The sequence below is a fragment of the Actinomadura sp. 7K507 genome, assembly GCF_004348425.1.
Classification (GTDB): Bacteria; Actinomycetota; Actinomycetes; order Streptosporangiales; family Streptosporangiaceae; genus Spirillospora.
In genome coordinates, this window is the sequence record NZ_SMKK01000021.1 from 40,744 (window position 1) to 58,106 (window position 17,363).

The following is a 17,363-nucleotide window of genomic DNA, read 5'->3' on the forward strand; positions in this document are numbered from 1 at the left end:
CAGCCCTTCATGATGGGGTGCGGAGAACTATAGGCGGGGGCGGTGCGCGATGATCGCGAGGGGCGGGGAAAATGAGCGGGTGGCGACGGTGCTCCGAAGTGGTGTGACGGCGAGGGACGCCCTGTTCGCGGCGACGCTGGCGGTCGCCGCCGCGGTGGTGGCGGTCATGTGGCCGGGCGTGCGGGCGCTGGACGTGCCCGGCGCGCTGCTGCTGGCCGCCGCGCACGTTCCGCTCGCGCTGATCAGGCGGTGGCCCGCGCCGGGGCTGGCCGCCCTGGTGGTCCTGGTGCTGCCCTATCACCTGGCGCAGTACCAGCACCACGCGCTGGTGCCCGCCGAGGTGATCGCGCTGTTCGCCTACGCGGTGCTCGGACGGCGGGTGCGGATCGTCGTGACCGTCGCGGTGTTCCTGCTGGCGGTGTGCGTGCTCGGGATGGCGATGCGGGTCGGCGGCGCCTCGCTGCACGAGCAGATCGCGGTCATCGAGGCCGTCGTCGCCGTCGTGATCGCCGTCCAGGTGTGGCGGGTGCACCGGGCGCGGCTGGCGACGATCACCGAGCGGGCCGAGCGCGCGGAGCGGACCCGGGAGGAGGAGGCCCGCCGCCGGGTCGCCGAGGAGCGGCTCCGGATCGCCCGGGACCTGCACGACCTCCTCGCGCACAGCATCACGGTCATCGGAGTCCAGGCCGGCGCCGCGGCGCACCTGATCCGCCGGGACCAGCCCCTCGACCGGGAGGAACTGGCCGAGGCGCTCACGTCGATCACCGAAACGTGCCGCGGTGCCCGGACCGAGCTGCGCGGCACCCTCCAGGTCCTGCGGGGGACCGACGTCGCGTCGTCCGGGACGCTGCCCGGCGCGGACCGCATCGCGGACCTCGTGCAGGCCGCGCGCGGCGCCGGATTGGAGGTCGACTTCGACCCCGCGGGCCTCAGCGCCGCGGGGCCCCTGCCGCCGGAGTTCGGCGTCGCGGCGTACCGCATCGTCCAGGAGGCTCTGACCAACGTTGTCAAGCACGCGGCGGCGCGCCGCGCGGCGGTCAGCCTGACCCGCGACGCCGGCGGTCTGGTCGTGCGGATCGCCGACGACGGGAGGGGCCCGTCCGGCGGGACGCCCGAGGGGTTCGGGGTCCTGGGGATGATCGAGCGCGCACGCAGCGTCGGCGGAAAGCTCGACGCCGGCCCGGGCGACGGCGGCGGGTTCGTGGTCACGGCCGTCTTCCCGTCCGCGGACGTCGCCGCCCCCCGGTGACCCCCCGGGCGGGGCCGGGCGACGTCATCGGGGGCTTTGAAAAGCCTTACCGATAGAGTCAGGATCAAGGGACCAGGGGAGGCGAGAGCGTCGGTGAGCACACAGCAGGAAGCCCCGCAGGACCGGATCTTCACGGTGCCGAACACGCTGAGCCTCGCGCGGCTCGTGGGCGTCCCGCTGTTCCTCTGGCTCGTGCTGATCGAGGCGGACTGGTGGGCGATCGGCGTGCTCGTGGTCGCGGGCCTGTCCGACTGGCTGGACGGCAAGCTGGCCCGCGCGCTGAACCAGATGAGCAAGCTCGGGGCGGTGCTCGACCCGGCGGCCGACCGCCTCTACATCCTGGCGACGCTCATCGGGCTCACGATCCGCGACATCATCCCGGTGTGGCTGGTGGTGGCACTGGTGGCCCGCGAGTTCGCGATCCTGCCGATCGCGCCGATCGTGCGGCGGCTCGGCTACAGCGGGACGCTTCCGGTGCATTTCATCGGCAAGGCGGCGACGCTCTGCCTGCTGTACGCGTTCCCGCTGCTGCTGCTGGGCGACCATGACGGCGCGGCGGCGACGGCGGCGAAGGTCACCGGATGGTCGTTCGCCATCTGGGGGACGGCCCTGTACTGGTGGGCGGCCGTCCTCTACTGGGCGCAGACGCGGCAGCTGGCGCTGGCCGGCCGCATCTCGTCCCCGGCCTCCGGGCCGGACCCCGCGCCCGGACGGGGGCGACCGGGCGACCCGGGCGCGGAACCGCCGGCCGGCGACCAGAAGGGAGCTGAGACCCCCCGATGAAGGCCGTCGTGATGGCGGGAGGCGAGGGGACGCGGCTGCGTCCGATGACCGCCAACCAGCCCAAGCCGCTGCTTCCGCTCGTCAACCGGCCGATCATGGAGCACGTGCTGCGCCTGCTGAAGCGGCACGGGTTCAGCGAGACCGTCGTCACCGTCCAGTTCCTGGCCGCGCTGATCCGCAACTACTTCGGCGACGGCGAGGAACTCGGGATGTCGCTGAGCTACGCGACCGAGGAGATACCGCTCGGCACCGCGGGCAGCGTCAAGAACGCCGAGGAGGCGCTGCGCGACGACCGGTTCCTGGTCATCTCCGGGGACGCGCTCACCGACATCGACCTGACCGACATGGTGCGGTTCCACGAGGACAACGGCGCCCTCGTCACGATCGGCCTCAAGCGCGTCCCGAACCCGCTGGAGTTCGGCATCATCATCGTGGACGACGACGGCCGCGTGCAGCGCTTCCTGGAGAAGCCCACGTGGGGCCAGGTGTTCTCCGACACGGTCAACACCGGCATCTACGTGATGGAGCCGGAGGTCCTCGAACACGTCGCGGCGGGGGAGTCGGTCGACTGGTCCGGGGACGTGTTCCCCAAGCTCCTGGCCGAGGGCGCCCCGCTGTTCGGCTACGTCGCCGACTGCTACTGGGAGGACGTCGGCACCCACGAGAGCTACCTCAAGGCACAGGCCGACATGCTGTCCGGGGAGGTCGGCATCGACCTGGAGGGGTTCGAGGTGTCCCCGGGCGTCTGGGTCGCCGAGGGCGCCGAGGTGGACTCCGAGGCCGTCCTGAAGGGCCCGCTCTACATCGGCGACTACGCCAAGGTCGAGGCGGGCGTCGAACTGCGTGAGTACACCGTCCTCGGCAGCAACGTGGTCGTGAAGGAGGGCGCCTTCCTGCACCGCGCCATCGTCCACGACAACGTGTTCGTCGCGCCGTCCACGAACCTGCGCGGCTGCGTGGTCGGCAAGAACACCGACATCATGTCCGGCGCCCGCGTCGAGGAGGGCGCGGTCATCGGGGACGAGTGCGTGATCGAGGCGGAGGCGTACGTCTCCAGCGGCGTGAAGGTCTACCCGTTCAAGACCATCGAGGCCGGCGCCGTCGTCAACACCAGCGTGATCTGGGAGTCGCGCGGGCAGCGCAACCTGTTCGGGCCGCGCGGCGTGTCCGGCCTGGTGAACGTGGAGATCACGCCCGAGCTGGCGGTGCGGCTCGCCAGCGCGTACGCGACGACGCTGAAGAAGGGCACCACGGTCGTCACCGGACGGGACGTCTCCCGCGCCGCCCGCACGCTGAAACGCGCGGTGAACAGCGCGCTCACCGCCAGCGCCATCAACGTCCACGACCTGGAGGCGACCCCGCTGACCGTCGCCCGGTTCGAGACCGGCCGCGAGGACAGCGTCGGCGGCATCTACATCCGCACCACGCTCGGCGACCCGCAGGGCGTCGACATCCTCTTCCTCGACCCGGACGGCGCCGACCTGTCCCAGGCCGCGCAGCGCAAGCTGGAGCGCGTCTTCGGCCGGCAGGAGTACCGCCGCGCGTTCCCCGGCGAGATCGCCGAGCTGACCTACCCGCCGCGCGTCGTGGAGACCTACACCCGCGACCTGCTGCGCCGCGTCGACATCCGCGGGGTCCGCGAGGCCGGGCTGAAGATCGTCCTGGACTGCGCGGGCGGCGTCGCCTCGCTCGTCCTGCCCAACCTGCTCGGCAAGGTCGGGGTGGAGGTCCTCACCCGCAACGCCGGCCTGGACGAGGCCAACCCGACCGAGACGCTCGCCGAGCGGATGCGCGACCTGGAGCGGCTGGGCGAGCTGGTGTCGTCGTCGCGGGCCGCGTTCGGCGTCCGGTTCGACCCGGTCGGCGAGCGGATCTCCCTGGTGGACGAGAACGGCGAGCTCGTCGGCGACGACCGCGCCCTCCTGGTCATGCTGGACCTGGTCGCGGCGGAGCGGCGGGGCGGCAAGGTCGCGCTGCCGGTGACGACGACGCGGGTCGCCGAGCAGGTGTGCCGCTTCCACGGCGTCCAGGTCGAGTGGACGTCCACGTCCCAGGACGTCCTCACCAAGGCGGCCGCCCAGCCCAGCGTCATCTTCGCGGGGGACGGGCGGGGCGGGTTCCTGATGCCGGAGTTCAGCGGCACGGTCGACGGGATCGCGGCGTTCGTCCGCCTCGTCGGCCTGGTCGCCCGGACCCGGCTGACCCTGTCGCAGATCGACCGCCGCATCCCGGACGCGCACCTGCTCCGCCGCTCCGTCCCGACGCCGTGGGCGGCCAAGGGCAGCGTCATGCGCCACGTCGTGGAGGCCGCCGGGGACCGCACGGTCGACACCACCGACGGCGTCCGCGTGGTCGAGGACGACGGCTGCTGGGTGCTCGTCCTCCCCGACCGCACGGAGCCGGTCACCCACCTGTGGGCCGAGGGACCGGACGCGGACGCGGCCCAGGCGCTCCTGGAGGAATGGGCCGTCGTCGTCGAACGCGCGGGCTCCTGACCCGTCCGCCGCCGGGCGGGGCGTTCCCCGGCGGGAGCGAGCGCGCCGCGGTCGCATAGCATCGGAGGCTCCTGGAGACGTCGGGAGCGCAATGATCTCGTTCACCGCCATGGCGGCCATCGCCCTGGTCGCGCTGGGCCTCGTCCTCACGCCCGGCCCCAACATGGTCTATCTGGTGTCCCGGTCGGTCACGCAGGGCCGCCGCTCCGGCCTGATCTCGCTGGCCGGGGTCGCCGCCGGGTTCCTGGTCTACGTCGTCGCCGCCACGGCCGGGATCACCACCGTCTTCACGCTCGTCCCGCAGCTCTACACGGTCATCAAGGTGGGCGGGGCGCTCTACCTGCTCTGGCTCGCCTGGCAGGCGGTCCGGCCCGGCGGGACGACGGCGTTCGCCCCGGCCGACCTGCCCGCCGACCGGCCGCGCCGGCTGTTCACGATGGGGCTGGTCACGAACCTGCTCAACCCCAAGATCGCGATCCTGTACGTGTCGCTGCTGCCGCAGTTCGTCGACCCCGAACGCGGTCACGTCGCCGTGCAGAGCATGCTGCTCGGCCTCACCCAGATCACCGTCGCGATCACCGTGAACGCGCTCATCGTGCTGGGCGCCGGCGGCATCGCCGTCTTCCTGGCCCGGCGGCCCGCCTGGCAGCGGGCGCAGCGGTACCTGATGGGCTCGGTGCTCGCCGGACTCGCCGTTCACATGGGCCTCGGCCGCCCCGCCGCCGCCTGAGGTCGGCACGGACCCGGACGACCCGTCCACGCGCCGGCCGCGGCGGCTCGCTCCGCGGGTTCCGTTCGAACGGTCCCGTGAGATCGCTGTTGACACGTCCGCACGACGATCTCCGAGAATGTCCGCGGAACGCTCGCGGTGCGGCCACGGCGCTCAGCGGACAGACTGGCAGCGTGACGCCCACCAAGATCCTCGTCGTGGACGACGAGGCCCGCCTCGCGGACCTCGTCGCGACCGCCCTGCGCTACGAGGGCTTCGAGACGGCCGTGGCCGGATCCGGCGCCGAGGCGCTGGCGGCCGTCCCGCGCTTCGGCCCCGACCTGATCGTGCTGGACGCGATGCTGCCGGACGTGTCCGGCCCGGACGCCCGCGCCCGGCTGCGGCTGGACGGCTGCGAGGCCCCGGTCGTCTTCCTCACCGCCCGCGACGCCGGCGACGAGATCACGGGCCGCACGCTCGGCGGGGACGACCGCCTGACCAAGCCGTTCAGCCTGGAGGAGCTGATCGCGCGGATCCGCGCCGTGCTGCGCCGCACCCGGCCCGGCGCGCGGGAACGGGCCCGGTTGGCGTTCGCCGACCTGGAGCTCGACGAGGACGCCTACGAGGTGCGGCGCGGCGGCGTCCTGATCGACCTGACCCCCACCGAGTTCACGCTGCTGCGCTACCTGCTCCTCAACTCCGGGAGGGTCCTGACCAAGCGGCAGATCGTCGACCACGTGTGGCAGTACGACTTCGGCGGCGGCCACGGCGTCGTCCAGACCTGCATCAGCTCCCTGCGCCGCAAGCTGGACGACGGCGACCCCCGCCTCATCCACACGGTGCCGCGGGTGGGGTACATCCTCCGCATGCCCCGGGACGGCTGAAGCCGCCCGGCCGGCCCGGCCGCACCGCCGGCACCACGGCGGCGCCGCCGGGCGGGGGGAGGGGTGAACCGGAAGTGATCGCGCTGATCGGGCTGGTGTTCGGCGTGGCGCTGGGCCTGCTGCTCCAGCCGGACGTCCCCCTTTGGCTGCGGCCGTATCTGCCGATCGCGATCGTCGCGGCGCTCGACGCCGTGTTCGGCGGCCTCCGGGCGCGGCTGGACGGGATCTTCGACGAGAAGGTGTTCGTGGTGTCCTTCGCCGGCAACACCGTGGTCGCGGCACTGATCGTCCTGCTCGGCGACCAGCTCGGCGTGGGCTCCCAGCTGTCCACGGGGGTCGTGGTCGCCCTCGGCATCCGGATCTTCGCCAACGTGGCGGGCATACGGCGGAGGCTGGTCGGCGCATGAGCGGCGACGGGAAGGCGCACGGCGACGGAGAAGCGCCCGGAGACGGGTCCGCGAGCGAGGACGCGGACGGGTGTCCGGCGGCTCCCGCGGGCCCGCGCGTGCTCACCGGCCTGTTGAGTCCGCGAGTCAGCCGGGCCGGGCTCGCCACCGGGCTGCTGTGCCTGGTGCTGGGCTTCGCGGTCGCCGTCCAGGTGCGGTCCACCGCGCGGGACACCACGTTCGCCGCCGCCCGGCAGGACGAGCTCGTCGGCGTCCTGGCCGATCTGGGCCGGCGGTCCGAGCGGCTGAGAGGCGACCTGCGGGAACTGGAGGACGCGAAGGCCGGGCCGGACCGGGACGCGGAAGGCGGGACCGCCCTGGCGCAGGCGCGCGAGCGGGCCACCACCTCCGGCATCCTTGCGGGCACCCTCCCCGCCGAGGGACCCGGCATCGAACTGGTGGTCAACGACCCGGGCGGCGGCGTCAAGGCGATCGACCTGCTGGACGCCCTGGAGGAACTCCGCGACGCGGGCGCCGAGGTCGTCCAGGTCAACGACGTGCGCGCCGGGGTCGGCACCTACTTCATCGACGGCGGCCACGGCATCGAGGCCGACGGGCGGACCCTCACCCGTCCGTACCGCTTCCTGGCCATCGGCGACCCCCACACGCTGGCGACCGCGCTGAACATCCCCGGAGGCCTGGCCGAAACGCTGCGGGAGGCGGGCGCCACCGTCCTGATCGACCCGCGCGCGAAAGTGACCGTCGGCGCGATACGGTCTCAGTAGAGGGGAACGGGGAAGCGGTAATCCGGGGGTCTGGCGCATGCGTCGCGATCTGGGCCGTCCGCGCGGCGGCATGGACCTGCGATCATTGACGAATGTAGTTTGGTCCAGTCGGCTCACCGTTCCAGTTGACCCCTCGGGTAATACCCGCGTAAGTTCTGGCGACCGTCGCGTGAGCGGCCGGTGAGTTGGACCGTGGTCGGGGGCGGGTCCCCGGCGTGGGTTGGTTTGATGGATGCGCGTGGCGCAGGCGGCTCCCGCTGCGGCGGGACGGCCGCGGGCGGCACGCCGATGGTAGGAGGCCGAGCCGATCGATGCCGAGCGTCTACTGCACGCAGTGCGGTCACGCCAACCCGGATGATGCCCGCTTCTGCTCGAACTGCGGCACTCCGCTGACCCGGAGTTCGCCGTCACCGCTGCCCCCTCGCGAGTCGCCCGGCGAGTCCACCTCGACGATCTCCATCGGCGGCTTCGAGGCCCTGGACACCGACGCGGGCGCCGAAGAACCGGTCGGCCCCGACCAGATGGCCATGGAGGCGCTCCCCCCGGGGACCGCCCTGCTGGTGGTCAAGCGGGGCCCCAACGCCGGAAGCCGCTTCCTCCTCGACAAGGACCGCACGTCCGCCGGACGGCACCCCGAGAGCGACATCTTCCTGGACGACGTCACGGTGTCCCGCCGGCACGCCGAGTTCTCCCGCCAGGGCTCCGCGTTCTCCGTCCGGGACGTGGGCAGCCTCAACGGCCTCTACGTCAACCGGCAGCGGATCGACCAGGCCGCGCTGTCGGGCGGCGACGAGGTGCAGATCGGCAAGTTCCGGCTGGTGTTCCTGACCAACCCGGCGCACGGCTGACCGGCGAGCGGCGGGCGAGGACGAGGTCGCGGCGACGATGGGAGGGGCCCTGAACGCGCAGCCAGCCCGGTCCCTGATGACGATCGGGGACGTCCTCGGCCTGCTCCGGCCGGAGTTCCCCGACATCACCATCTCCAAGATCCGGTTCCTGGAGTCCGAGGGCCTCGTCGAACCGCAGCGCAGCCCGTCCGGCTACCGCAAGTTCGGCGACGCCGACGTGGAGCGGCTCCGGTTCGTCCTCACCGCGCAGCGCGACCACTACATGCCGCTGCGCGTCATCAGGCAGCACCTGGAGGCGCGCGACCGCGGCGAGAACGTCCCCCCGCTCGGCTCCGGCCATCCCGCCGGCCCCGCCGCGCCGCGCCGGCCCCGCACGCTCGTCGCCGCCGACACCACCGCCGAGGACCCGGCCGTCCGCCTCACGCGCCGCCAGCTCGTCGACGGCGCCGGCATCGACGACGCGCTCCTGACCCGGCTGGAGGAGTACGGGCTGGTCCGGCGGACCGGCGCGCACTACGAGGGCGACGCGCTGAGCATCGCGCGGGCCGCCGCCGCGCTCGGCGAGTTCGGCTTCGAGGTGCGGCACCTGCGCGCCGTCAAGGCCGCCGCCGACCGGCAGGCCGGCCTCATCGAGCAGATGGTCGCGCCGCAGCTGCGCCGCCGCAGCCAGGGCGCCCACGAGCAGGCCGCCGAGACCGCGCGGGAGATCGCCGCCCTGTCGGTCAGGCTCCACGCCGCGCTGGTCGACGCCGGTATCCGCGAAAGCCTCGACCGCTGATCATGGGCGGCGGGGGAGGATTTTGCCGACCCGCGGCATCACGAGCTGTCCGGGGCTGGGTGTACGTTGGCTACAGGGTTCGGTCACGAATCGATCCGCTGCACGTGGTGATCGAGACAGCGAGAACCAGCAGGGAGCCGCAGTGAAGCAGATGGAGGTCGTCGGCGTCCGGGTCGAGATGCCCTCCAATCAGCCGATCGTCCTGTTGAAGGAGACGGAGGGCGATCGCTACCTGCCCATCTGGATCGGGGCGGTCGAAGCGACCGCGATCGCCTTCGCCCAGCAGGGGGTGCTGCCCGCCCGCCCCCTCACGCACGACCTGTTCCGCGACGTGCTGGACGCCCTCAGCGTCCAGCTCCGCACCGTCAACATCACCGCGCTGCGCGAAGGCATCTTCTTCGCCGACCTCATCTTCTCCAACGGCGTCGAGGTGAGCGCCCGCCCGTCCGACTCCATCGCCCTCGCCCTGCGCACCGGCGCCACGATCTTCGCCAGCGAGGACGTCCTCGAAGAGGCCGGCGTCGCCATCCCGGACGAGCAGGAGGACGAGGTCGAGAAGTTCCGCGAGTTCCTCGACACCATCTCCCCGGAGGACTTCGGCCGCGCCGGCTAGTCCGTGCTCGGGGAGGGGTGTGGTCGCAAGCACACCTGCTCCCCGCGCTCGCACACCCTGTGTCACCCCGGGGCCCCTCGGGGCCCGGACTAGGGGCACAGCCCCCGCACCCCCCGGCGGGGGTTTCGCCCTGCCTATCGGCGGGCGGGGGATGTCTCGGGTGAGTGGGGAATGTCACTCTCGGGTGTATGTTCATGCCGTGGCGCGATTGGTTGTGCATCGCCCTGGACCTGGCGGTTTTTGGCCGGGGAGCATCGGGGTAGGAGTGGTGAGGCGGTGGAGGTGCGCAGTTTGCCCACGTGAAGCCGGTTCATCCGGGCATGCGACGCGCCGACGGTGAACGTTGACCACACCCTGACCGGCACCTACCGTGCTGGTGGAACACCCGTGGTGTAATTCGTCGAACCCCCTTGACGAAGCGCCACGGGATGATATGAGCCGGAGGTCCGCGTGGCGGTGAGCAGCGGCGAGGGCAAGGCGACCCCCGACAGGCACATGGCGTCCCGGCGTGCCGGAGAGCAGGGCCTGCTCTTCGACACGCAGGTGTCGATGCCGCCGGAGGATGTCGGCTACCGCGGCCCGACGGCGTGCGCAGCGGCGGGGATCACCTACCGGCAGCTCGACTACTGGGCGCGCACCAAGCTGGTGGAGCCGAGCGTGCAGCCGGCGCACGGGTCGGGCAGCCAGCGGCTCTACAGCTTCCGCGACATACTCGTGCTGAAGGTCGTGAAGCGGCTCCTGGACACGGGCGTGTCCCTGCAGCAGATCCGCACGGCCGTCACCCACCTGCGGGACCGCGGCGTCCGGGACCTGGCGCAGATCACGCTCATGAGCGACGGCGTCAGCGTGTACGAGTGCACCTCGGCCGACGAGGTCGTCGATCTGCTGCAGGGCGGGCAGGGCGTGTTCGGCATAGCGCTCGGGAGGGTGTGGCAGGAGGTCGAGGGCAGCCTCGCGGAACTACCCGGTGAACGCGCCGCCACCGCAGGCGACGCGGACGAGCACCCCCACGACGAGCTCGCCGGCCGGCGCCGCGCCCGCCGCACCGGCTGACGCTCAGAGCGCCTCCCGGCGCTGCAGGTACGTGAACGCCGCCCAGCCGGGCAGGACCGGCAGCCACAGCGTGAGAAGCCGGTAGAGCAGCACCGCGGACGCCGCGGTCTCCGCGGTCAGCCCCGAGATCGTCAGCGCCAGCGTCAGGGCGCCCTCGACGGCGCCGAGACCGCCGGGCGTCGGCACCGCCGACCCGACCGCGTTGGCGGTGAGGAAGACCACCACGACGGTCGTCAGCGGCAGCGAACCGCCGAACGCGCGGATCGACGCCTCCAGGCAGAGCACGAACGCCACCGTCAGCAGCAGCGTCCCGCCCATACCCGTGAACAGCTTCCTGGGACTCTGCAGGACGTCCACCAGCCGCGGCACGACCCCGGAGAACATGCTCCTCAGCCGCGAGGTGACCACCCGCCGGACCCGCGGGACGGTCAGCGCCAGGCCCGCCACCAGCCCGAGCGACAGCACCGCGATGACGATCGTGCGGGACGGCGCGAGATCCTGCGTCGCCTCCGTCGTCGACCCGGTGAGGAACCCGAACAGGATCAGCAGCAGGATGTGCGTGACCAGGCCCACCAGCTGCGACGCGCCGACGCTGGCCACCGCCAGGCCGGGCCGCACCCCCGAGCGCTGCAGGTAGCGGGTGTTGACGGCGACACCGCCCACCGCGGCCGGCGCCACCAGCTTCACGAACGACGCGGCGACCTGGACCACCACCGTCCGCCCCAGCGGCAGCCTCTCTGGGACGAACCCCATCAGCATGAAGGCCGCGGCGACGTAGGTGAGGGCGGCCGCGCCCAGCGCGGCGAGGGCCCAGTGCCAGCTCGCCTCGGACGCCAGCGTCCCCACGTCCAGGCTCGCCAGCTGCGGGATGACGATGTAGGCCGCGATCGACAGCGCCACGATGCTGAAGATCGTCCGGGGCCGGAACCTCTCCAGCCTGGCCGGCGCGTCCTCGGTCTCCGGCTTCAGCCGGACGATCTGCTCCCGGATGCGGGTCAGCAGGTCCCGGTCGTGCCGCAGCGCGGTCCGGGTCGCCCGCGACAGCGCGACCCGCTGCAGCAGCGGCACCGCGGCGGCCAGGGCCTCCGCGCCCAGCACCGGGACGGCGGTGCCCACCGCCCGCTCGGGCCCGGCCCGCAGCGCGAGCGTCGTCAGCAGCTGCGCCAGGTCGAGCCGCAGCGCCAGGTCGCCCGCCGCGGTCTCCCCTGCCCGCAGGTCGGTGACGTAGGCGCTGCCGTCCGCGCCGACCACGATCGCCCCGTCCTGCAGCCGCCGGTGCGCGAGCCGTCCCGCCTGCATCTTGCGGAACTGCCGCCACACGTCCTCCAGCAGGGCGTCGGTGATCTCCTCGTCGGGGACGTCCGCGAGCCGCCGCCCCGGCACGTGCTCGTAGGCGAGCAGCGCCGCCTCCGTGCCGACCTCCGACGTGCCGACCAGGCGGGGAGTGCGGGCGCCCGCCGCCTCCACCGCGTACGCCATCAGCGACTCCTGCTCCAGCGACCGGCGCAGCGAGCGCAGCGCCCGCCCGGTCGTCGTGGCGCGCAGCCGCAGCAGCCGCCAGACGCGGTACAGCAGCCCGGCGGTCTGCTGGTCGCGGTCCAGGACGTGGAGCTCGAGGTCCCATTCGCCATGCCCGCCGCCCGCGGGGACCCGCGCGGCGCGGCCGGCGTCCTCGGGCGGGGGCCCGGGGGCGAGGACGACGCCGTACCTGCGGGTCTCCTCGGAGCCGTCGGCGGGGTCGCCGAGGCGCGCCGCCCGCTTGGGGCGCAGCCCGAGCCGTTCGAGCGCGGTGACGACCGTGGCGCCCGCGGGACGCGGGTTCGGCGTGCCGACCACGTACAGGGTGCCGTGGCCGATGGCGCGGCCGAGGAAGTAGGTGGCCGCCAGCGCGGAGACCGACGCGTAGGAGGCGGTGAGCCCGGTCAGCGCCGCCAGCCCGATCATCGTCCAGGTCACGGCCTGCCAGCGGGCGCGCCCGGCCATCCCGACCGCGCTGACGAACGCGATCACGGGGGCGATGTCGGTGTGCACCGGGGCCGACTCCGTGCCGCCCCAGATCAGCGAGTCCAGCACTCCGCCGGGCGCGGCCGGCACGACCAGGTCGTCCAGCCCCACCGTGAGCCCGAACGCGATCATGGCGGCCAGCAGCGCGATCGCGACGCGGGTGCCGTCCTTGTGGAACAGCCGCTCGATGCCGAACGCGATCGGCACGGCCAGCACGCCGAAGCTGGAGATGAGCGTGGCCAGCGACAGCAGCAGCCAGGGCGCGTGCGCGGTGCCCTCCGCGATGTCGTTCTGCAGGCCGTGGGTCGTCCCCTTCGCGAACGACACCAGCAGCATCACCGCCGCCAGGCCGGTCACCGAGGCCGCGAACCTGATCGCGTCCGACGGGCGGCGGATCCGGTCCGGCTGGGCGGGCTCGTCGACGGGCACACCGGCGGTCGCGCCCTGCCTGGGGCGCACCGTCTCGTCGCGGATCTGCGTCACGCGCCACCGCCGCCCTGACCGTCCGTCATCGTGATCAGCGTCCCAGAACCGGCGGCGCCCAGTCGAGCGGCCGGTACCGCTCCGCCGTCACGTGATCACCTCGCGGCCCCATCTCGTCCGGAGGCCCCGAGGCCCGTTACCTCCCAGGTCAAGCGACCATATCCTACTCGCTGGTACCGCCCGGGGGCCGCCGGGCCGCCGGTACCGGCCGGGCCGGGATCAGCACGGTGCCGGTTTTGGGTAGGGTTCGTGCAAGGACATGCCGTCGACCCTGTGCGGGAGAGACCCCACGCCGCCAGTGTGGGGCGCCGAAGGGGCAACCTCCCCGGAACCTCTCAGGCAAAAGGACCGCTCGGACGAGGCACCTCTGGAAAGCAGGCGTCGATTCCCGCGTGCGGGGAAGGCGGCTCACCGAAGGGGAAATCCCGCCGCGCGGGGGAAGCTCTCAGGTGCCGATGACAGAGGGGGAGACCCGCCCGCCGGCCCCGTGCCGGCGGCGGACCTGAGCGACCGCAGAAGCCAGGAGGCTCTCCATGACCGCCCAGTTCTTCGCCCCCGTGGCCTCGCCCCAGCATCCCCGTTCCACGTTCGCCGACCGGCACATCGGTCCCGCGCCGGGCGACCAGGCCCGGATGCTCGCCGCCATCGGCTACTCCGGCGTCGAGGCCCTGATCGACGACGCCGTGCCCGCCGGGATCCGCACGTCCCGCCCCCTGGACCTGCCGCCCGCGCTGAGCGAGACCGCCGCGCTGGACCGGCTGCGGGAACTCGCCGCCCGCAACACCGTCCTGACGTCGATGATCGGCCTCGGCTACCACGGGACGATCACCCCGGGCGTCGTCATGCGCAACGTCCTGGAGAATCCCGGCTGGTACACCGCCTACACCCCCTACCAGCCGGAGATCTCCCAGGGGCGCCTCGAGGCGCTGCTGAACTTCCAGACCGTGGTCAGCGATCTGACGGGGCTGCCGGTCGCGAACGCGTCCATGCTGGACGAGGCGACCGCCGCCGCCGAGGCCATGGCCCTCGCCCACCGCGTCTCCAGGCGCACGGAGCCCGGGGCGTTCCTGATCGACGCCGACGCGCTCCCGCAGACCATCGAGGTCGTGCGGACCCGGGCGGTCCCGCTCGGCATCGAGGTGGTCACCGCCGACCTGTCCGGCGGCCTGCCGGACGGCGACTTCTTCGGCGTGCTCCTGCAGTACCCCGGCGCGTCCGGCGCCGTCCGCGACCTGGAACCGGTCATCGGGCAGGCGCACGAGCGCGGCGCCAAGGCCGTCGTCGCCGCCGACCTGCTCGCGCTGACGCTGCTGCGCCCGCCGGGCGAGTCCGGCGCCGACATCGCCGTGGGCTCGGCGCAGCGGTTCGGCGTCCCGTACGGCTTCGGCGGCCCGCACGCCGGCTACATGGCGGTCGGCGAGGGCATCCAGCGGCAGCTTCCGGGGCGCCTCGTCGGCGTCTCCGTCGACGCCGACGGCTCCGTCGCGCACCGGCTCGCGCTGCAGACCCGCGAGCAGCACATCCGGCGCGAGAAGGCCACCAGCAACATCTGCACCGCGCAGGTCCTCCTCGCCGTCATGGCGAGCATGTACGCCGTCTACCACGGGCCGGAGGGGCTGGCCGCGATCGGCCAGCGGGCGCACCGCCGGGCCGCCGAGATCGCCGCGGGGCTGCGCGCGGGCGGGGTGGAGATCGTGCACGACGCGTTCTTCGACACCGTCCTGGCCCGCGTCCCCGGCCGGGCCGCGCAGGTCGCCGGGGCGGCCCGGGAGCGCGGGGTCAACCTCCGCCAGGCGGACGCCGACCACGTCGGGATCGCGTGTGACGAGACGACGCTGCCCGAGCACGTCACGGCGGTCCTGGCGGCGTTCGGCGTCCCGGAGGCCGGTGCGGCGGAGGCGGCCGAGGCGCTCCCGGACGGGCTGCGCCGCGAGAGCCCCTACCTGACCCACCCCGTCTTCCACGCGCACCGCTCCGAGACCGCGATGCTGCGCTACCTGCGCAGGCTCCAGGACAAGGACATCGCGCTCGACCGCTCCATGATCCCGCTCGGCTCCTGCACGATGAAGCTGAACGCCACCGCGGAGATGGAGCCGATCACCTGGCCGCAGTTCGCCGACGTCCACCCGTTCGCCCCCGTCGACCAGGCCGCCGGCTACGTCGAGCTGATCGGCGAACTGGAGGACGCCCTCGCCGAGATCACCGGGTACGCGAAGGTCTCCGTCCAGCCGAACGCCGGCTCCCAGGGCGAGCTGGCCGGCCTGCTCGCCATCCGCGGCTACCACGCCTCCCGGGGCGAGGAGCACCGCGACGTCTGCCTGATCCCGTCGTCCGCGCACGGCACCAACGCCGCCAGCGCCGTCATGGCCGGGATGCGGGTCGTCGTCGTCAAGTGCGACGAGGGCGGCAACGTGGCGCTCGACGACCTGCGCGCCAGGATCGACAAGCACGGCGACCGGCTCGCCGCGATCATGGTGACGTACCCGTCCACGCACGGCGTCTTCGAGGAGACGATCACCGACGTCTGCGCGGCCGTGCACGACGCGGGCGGCCAGGTGTACGTGGACGGCGCCAACCTCAACGCCCTCGTCGGCCTCGCCCGCCCCGGCGAGTTCGGCTCCGACGTCTCCCACCTCAACCTGCACAAGACGTTCTGCATCCCGCACGGCGGCGGGGGGCCGGGCGTCGGCCCGATCGGCGTGCGCGAGCACCTCGCCCCGTTCCTGCCGAACCACCCGCTCCGCGCGGAGGCCGGGCCCGAGACCGGCGTCGGCCCGATCTCCGCCGCGCCGTGGGGTTCGGCGGGCATCCTGCCGATCTCCTGGGCGTACATCGCGATGATGGGCCCGGACGGCCTGCGCGCCGCCACCGAGGGCGCCATCGTCGGCGCCAACTACCTCGCCGCCCGGCTCGGCCCGCACTACCCGATCCTCTACACCGGCCGGAACGGCCTGGTCGCCCACGAGTGCATCGCCGACCTCCGCAAGATCACCAAGGAGACGGGGATCACCGCCGAGGACGTCGCCAAGCGGCTCATCGACTACGGCTTCCACGCGCCGACGCTGTCGTTCCCCGTCGCGGGCACCCTGATGATCGAGCCCACCGAGTCCGAGGACCTCGCCGAGCTCGACCGCTTCTGCGACGCCATGATCGAGATCCGGCGCGAGATCCGCCGCGTCGCCGACGGCGGCCACGACCGCGAGGACAACCCCCTCAAGAACGCCCCGCACACCGCCGCGGCCCTGGTCTCCGACGACTGGAAGCACCCCTACTCGCGCGAGGAGGCCGCCTACCCCCTGCCCGCCCTCCGCGAGCACAAGTACTGGCCGCCCGTCCGCCGCATCGACCAGGCCTACGGCGACCGCAACCTCCTGTGCTCCTGCCCGCCCCCGGAGGCGTTCGAGGATTGAGCGGTTCCGTCAAGCCGGGATGGCGAGCCGCCCAAAACCTGTCGGCGACACCGGCCGCCACCGCGGGAACACGGCTAGGCTCTGGGCGGACGCCGATCTTCAGAGGGCGAGAGACGGATGAGCGAGTCAGCGGAGCCTGTGGCCGACGATCCGGAGCAGTTGTGCGAGGAGGCGCGGAACCTCGCTGAGAGCGGTGAGGCGGAGCGGGCGGCGCTGCTGTTCGAGAAGGTGCTCGCGCTCGGCGGGACGCCGTTCCGGGCACAGGCCGCGCTCGGGCTGGCCGTCGTCCTCGACGACTCCGGGGACGTGGAGCGGGCGCGCGAGGCGGACCGGGCCGCGATCGCCACCGGGGACGCCGAATACGGGCCGCGCGCCGCCTACCACCTGGCCCTCACGCACGAGCGGGCCGGTGAGCACGGCGAGGCGGCGCCCGCCTGGCGGGTGGTGGTCGACTTCGGCAACGACGCCTACCTGCCGCCCGCCCACCTGGCGCTCGCAAGGATCGCCGACGACGCCGGTGATTTCGGCGCGGCGCGGGAGCACTGGGAGGCCGTGCTCGGGACCGGCGACCCCGAGTACGGGCCGCCCGCCGCGCACGACCTCGCGCAGCGGCTGCTGGAGCGCGGTGACCCCGCCCGCGCCCAGCGCGTCCTGACCGCGGGGCTCAAGCTGATCGACCGTGGCGCGGACTCCTACGCCTACGCGCGGCTCGCCGTTGCGCTCGGCATCTCCTACCTCGACCAGGCGATCGGCTCGTTCGGCGCGGCGCTGGGGGAGGAGCCGGCCGACGCGGAGGTGGGGCCGCTGGCCACCGAGCTGCTGGCGCGGACGCTGCCGCTGCGGGGACGCGCCGCCGAGGCGGGCGGGGTGTGGCGGCGGGGGC

14 protein-coding genes and 1 riboswitch are annotated in these 17,363 nt (G+C 73.3%); of the genes, 13 read left to right on the top strand and 1 reads right to left on the bottom strand.

What is annotated here, in order from left to right; genetic code table 11:
* Nucleotides 1-79 precede the first annotated feature (79 nt).
* The 11 genes from E1285_RS07585 (at nucleotide 80) to E1285_RS07635 (ending at nucleotide 10,583) form a co-directional block, all read left to right on the top strand.
* Nucleotides 80-1,249, top strand: coding sequence for a sensor histidine kinase (locus E1285_RS07585; protein WP_132149505.1), 1,170 nt, complete (start codon nucleotides 80-82; stop codon nucleotides 1,247-1,249).
* Nucleotides 1,250-1,342: 93 nt separating this feature from the next.
* Nucleotides 1,343-2,032, top strand: coding sequence for a CDP-alcohol phosphatidyltransferase family protein (locus E1285_RS07590; RefSeq protein WP_132149507.1), 690 nt, complete (start codon nucleotides 1,343-1,345; stop codon nucleotides 2,030-2,032).
* Entirely contained in the window at nucleotides 2,029-4,527 is a 2,499-nt protein-coding gene (locus E1285_RS07595; protein WP_132149509.1) for a mannose-1-phosphate guanyltransferase, read from the top strand. The genes E1285_RS07590 and E1285_RS07595 overlap by 4 nt, the downstream gene beginning before the upstream one ends.
* Nucleotides 4,528-4,618: 91 nt before the next feature.
* Nucleotides 4,619-5,257, top strand: a complete 639-nt coding sequence (locus tag E1285_RS07600) for a LysE family translocator (protein ID WP_132149511.1) — start codon at nucleotides 4,619-4,621, stop codon at nucleotides 5,255-5,257.
* Between the two features lie 173 nt (nucleotides 5,258-5,430).
* The gene (locus tag E1285_RS07605; protein ID WP_207946462.1) at nucleotides 5,431-6,120 is read left to right on the top strand and encodes a response regulator transcription factor; all 690 of its coding nucleotides are present in this window, start codon (nucleotides 5,431-5,433) and stop codon (nucleotides 6,118-6,120) included.
* 74 nt (nucleotides 6,121-6,194) lie between these two features.
* A complete protein-coding gene (locus E1285_RS07610) occupies nucleotides 6,195-6,527 on the top strand; it encodes a small basic family protein (protein ID WP_132149513.1) in 333 nt (110 codons plus the stop codon).
* A complete protein-coding gene (locus tag E1285_RS07615) occupies nucleotides 6,524-7,291 on the top strand; it encodes a DUF881 domain-containing protein (RefSeq protein ID WP_132149515.1) in 768 nt (255 codons plus the stop codon). Before E1285_RS07610 ends, E1285_RS07615 begins: the two co-directional genes overlap by 4 nt.
* A 311-nt stretch (nucleotides 7,292-7,602) precedes the next feature.
* Entirely contained in the window at nucleotides 7,603-8,139 is a 537-nt protein-coding gene (locus E1285_RS07620; RefSeq protein ID WP_132149517.1) for an FHA domain-containing protein, read from the top strand.
* A gap of 76 nt (nucleotides 8,140-8,215) precedes the next feature.
* Nucleotides 8,216-8,917 carry a MerR family transcriptional regulator gene (locus E1285_RS07625; protein ID WP_347814063.1) on the top strand — a complete coding sequence of 234 codons (702 nt, stop codon included), beginning with the start codon at nucleotides 8,216-8,218 and terminating at the stop codon, nucleotides 8,915-8,917.
* A gap of 142 nt (nucleotides 8,918-9,059) precedes the next feature.
* Entirely contained in the window at nucleotides 9,060-9,530 is a 471-nt protein-coding gene (locus E1285_RS07630; RefSeq protein ID WP_067468341.1) for a bifunctional nuclease family protein, read from the top strand.
* Between the two features lie 450 nt (nucleotides 9,531-9,980).
* Nucleotides 9,981-10,583: a MerR family transcriptional regulator gene (locus E1285_RS07635; protein WP_207946463.1), complete on the top strand. Its 603-nt coding sequence runs from the start codon at nucleotides 9,981-9,983 to the stop codon at nucleotides 10,581-10,583.
* A gap of 3 nt (nucleotides 10,584-10,586) precedes the next feature.
* Here the strand turns inward: E1285_RS07635 and E1285_RS07640 are convergent, their stop codons facing one another.
* Complete coding sequence (locus E1285_RS07640; protein ID WP_132149521.1) at nucleotides 10,587-13,070, bottom strand: flippase-like domain-containing protein; 2,484 nt, start codon at nucleotides 13,068-13,070, stop codon at nucleotides 10,587-10,589.
* Between the two features lie 266 nt (nucleotides 13,071-13,336).
* A riboswitch (glycine riboswitch) is annotated at nucleotides 13,337-13,431 on the top strand.
* Nucleotides 13,432-13,603: 172 nt separating this feature from the next.
* Between E1285_RS07640 and gcvP the strand changes: the two genes are divergently transcribed.
* The gene (gcvP, locus tag E1285_RS07645) at nucleotides 13,604-16,480 is read left to right on the top strand and encodes an aminomethyl-transferring glycine dehydrogenase (protein ID WP_132149523.1); all 2,877 of its coding nucleotides are present in this window, start codon (nucleotides 13,604-13,606) and stop codon (nucleotides 16,478-16,480) included.
* Nucleotides 16,481-16,597: 117 nt separating this feature from the next.
* The coding region (locus E1285_RS07650) for a tetratricopeptide repeat protein (RefSeq protein WP_132149525.1) at nucleotides 16,598-17,363 on the top strand (766 nt) is incomplete at its 3' end.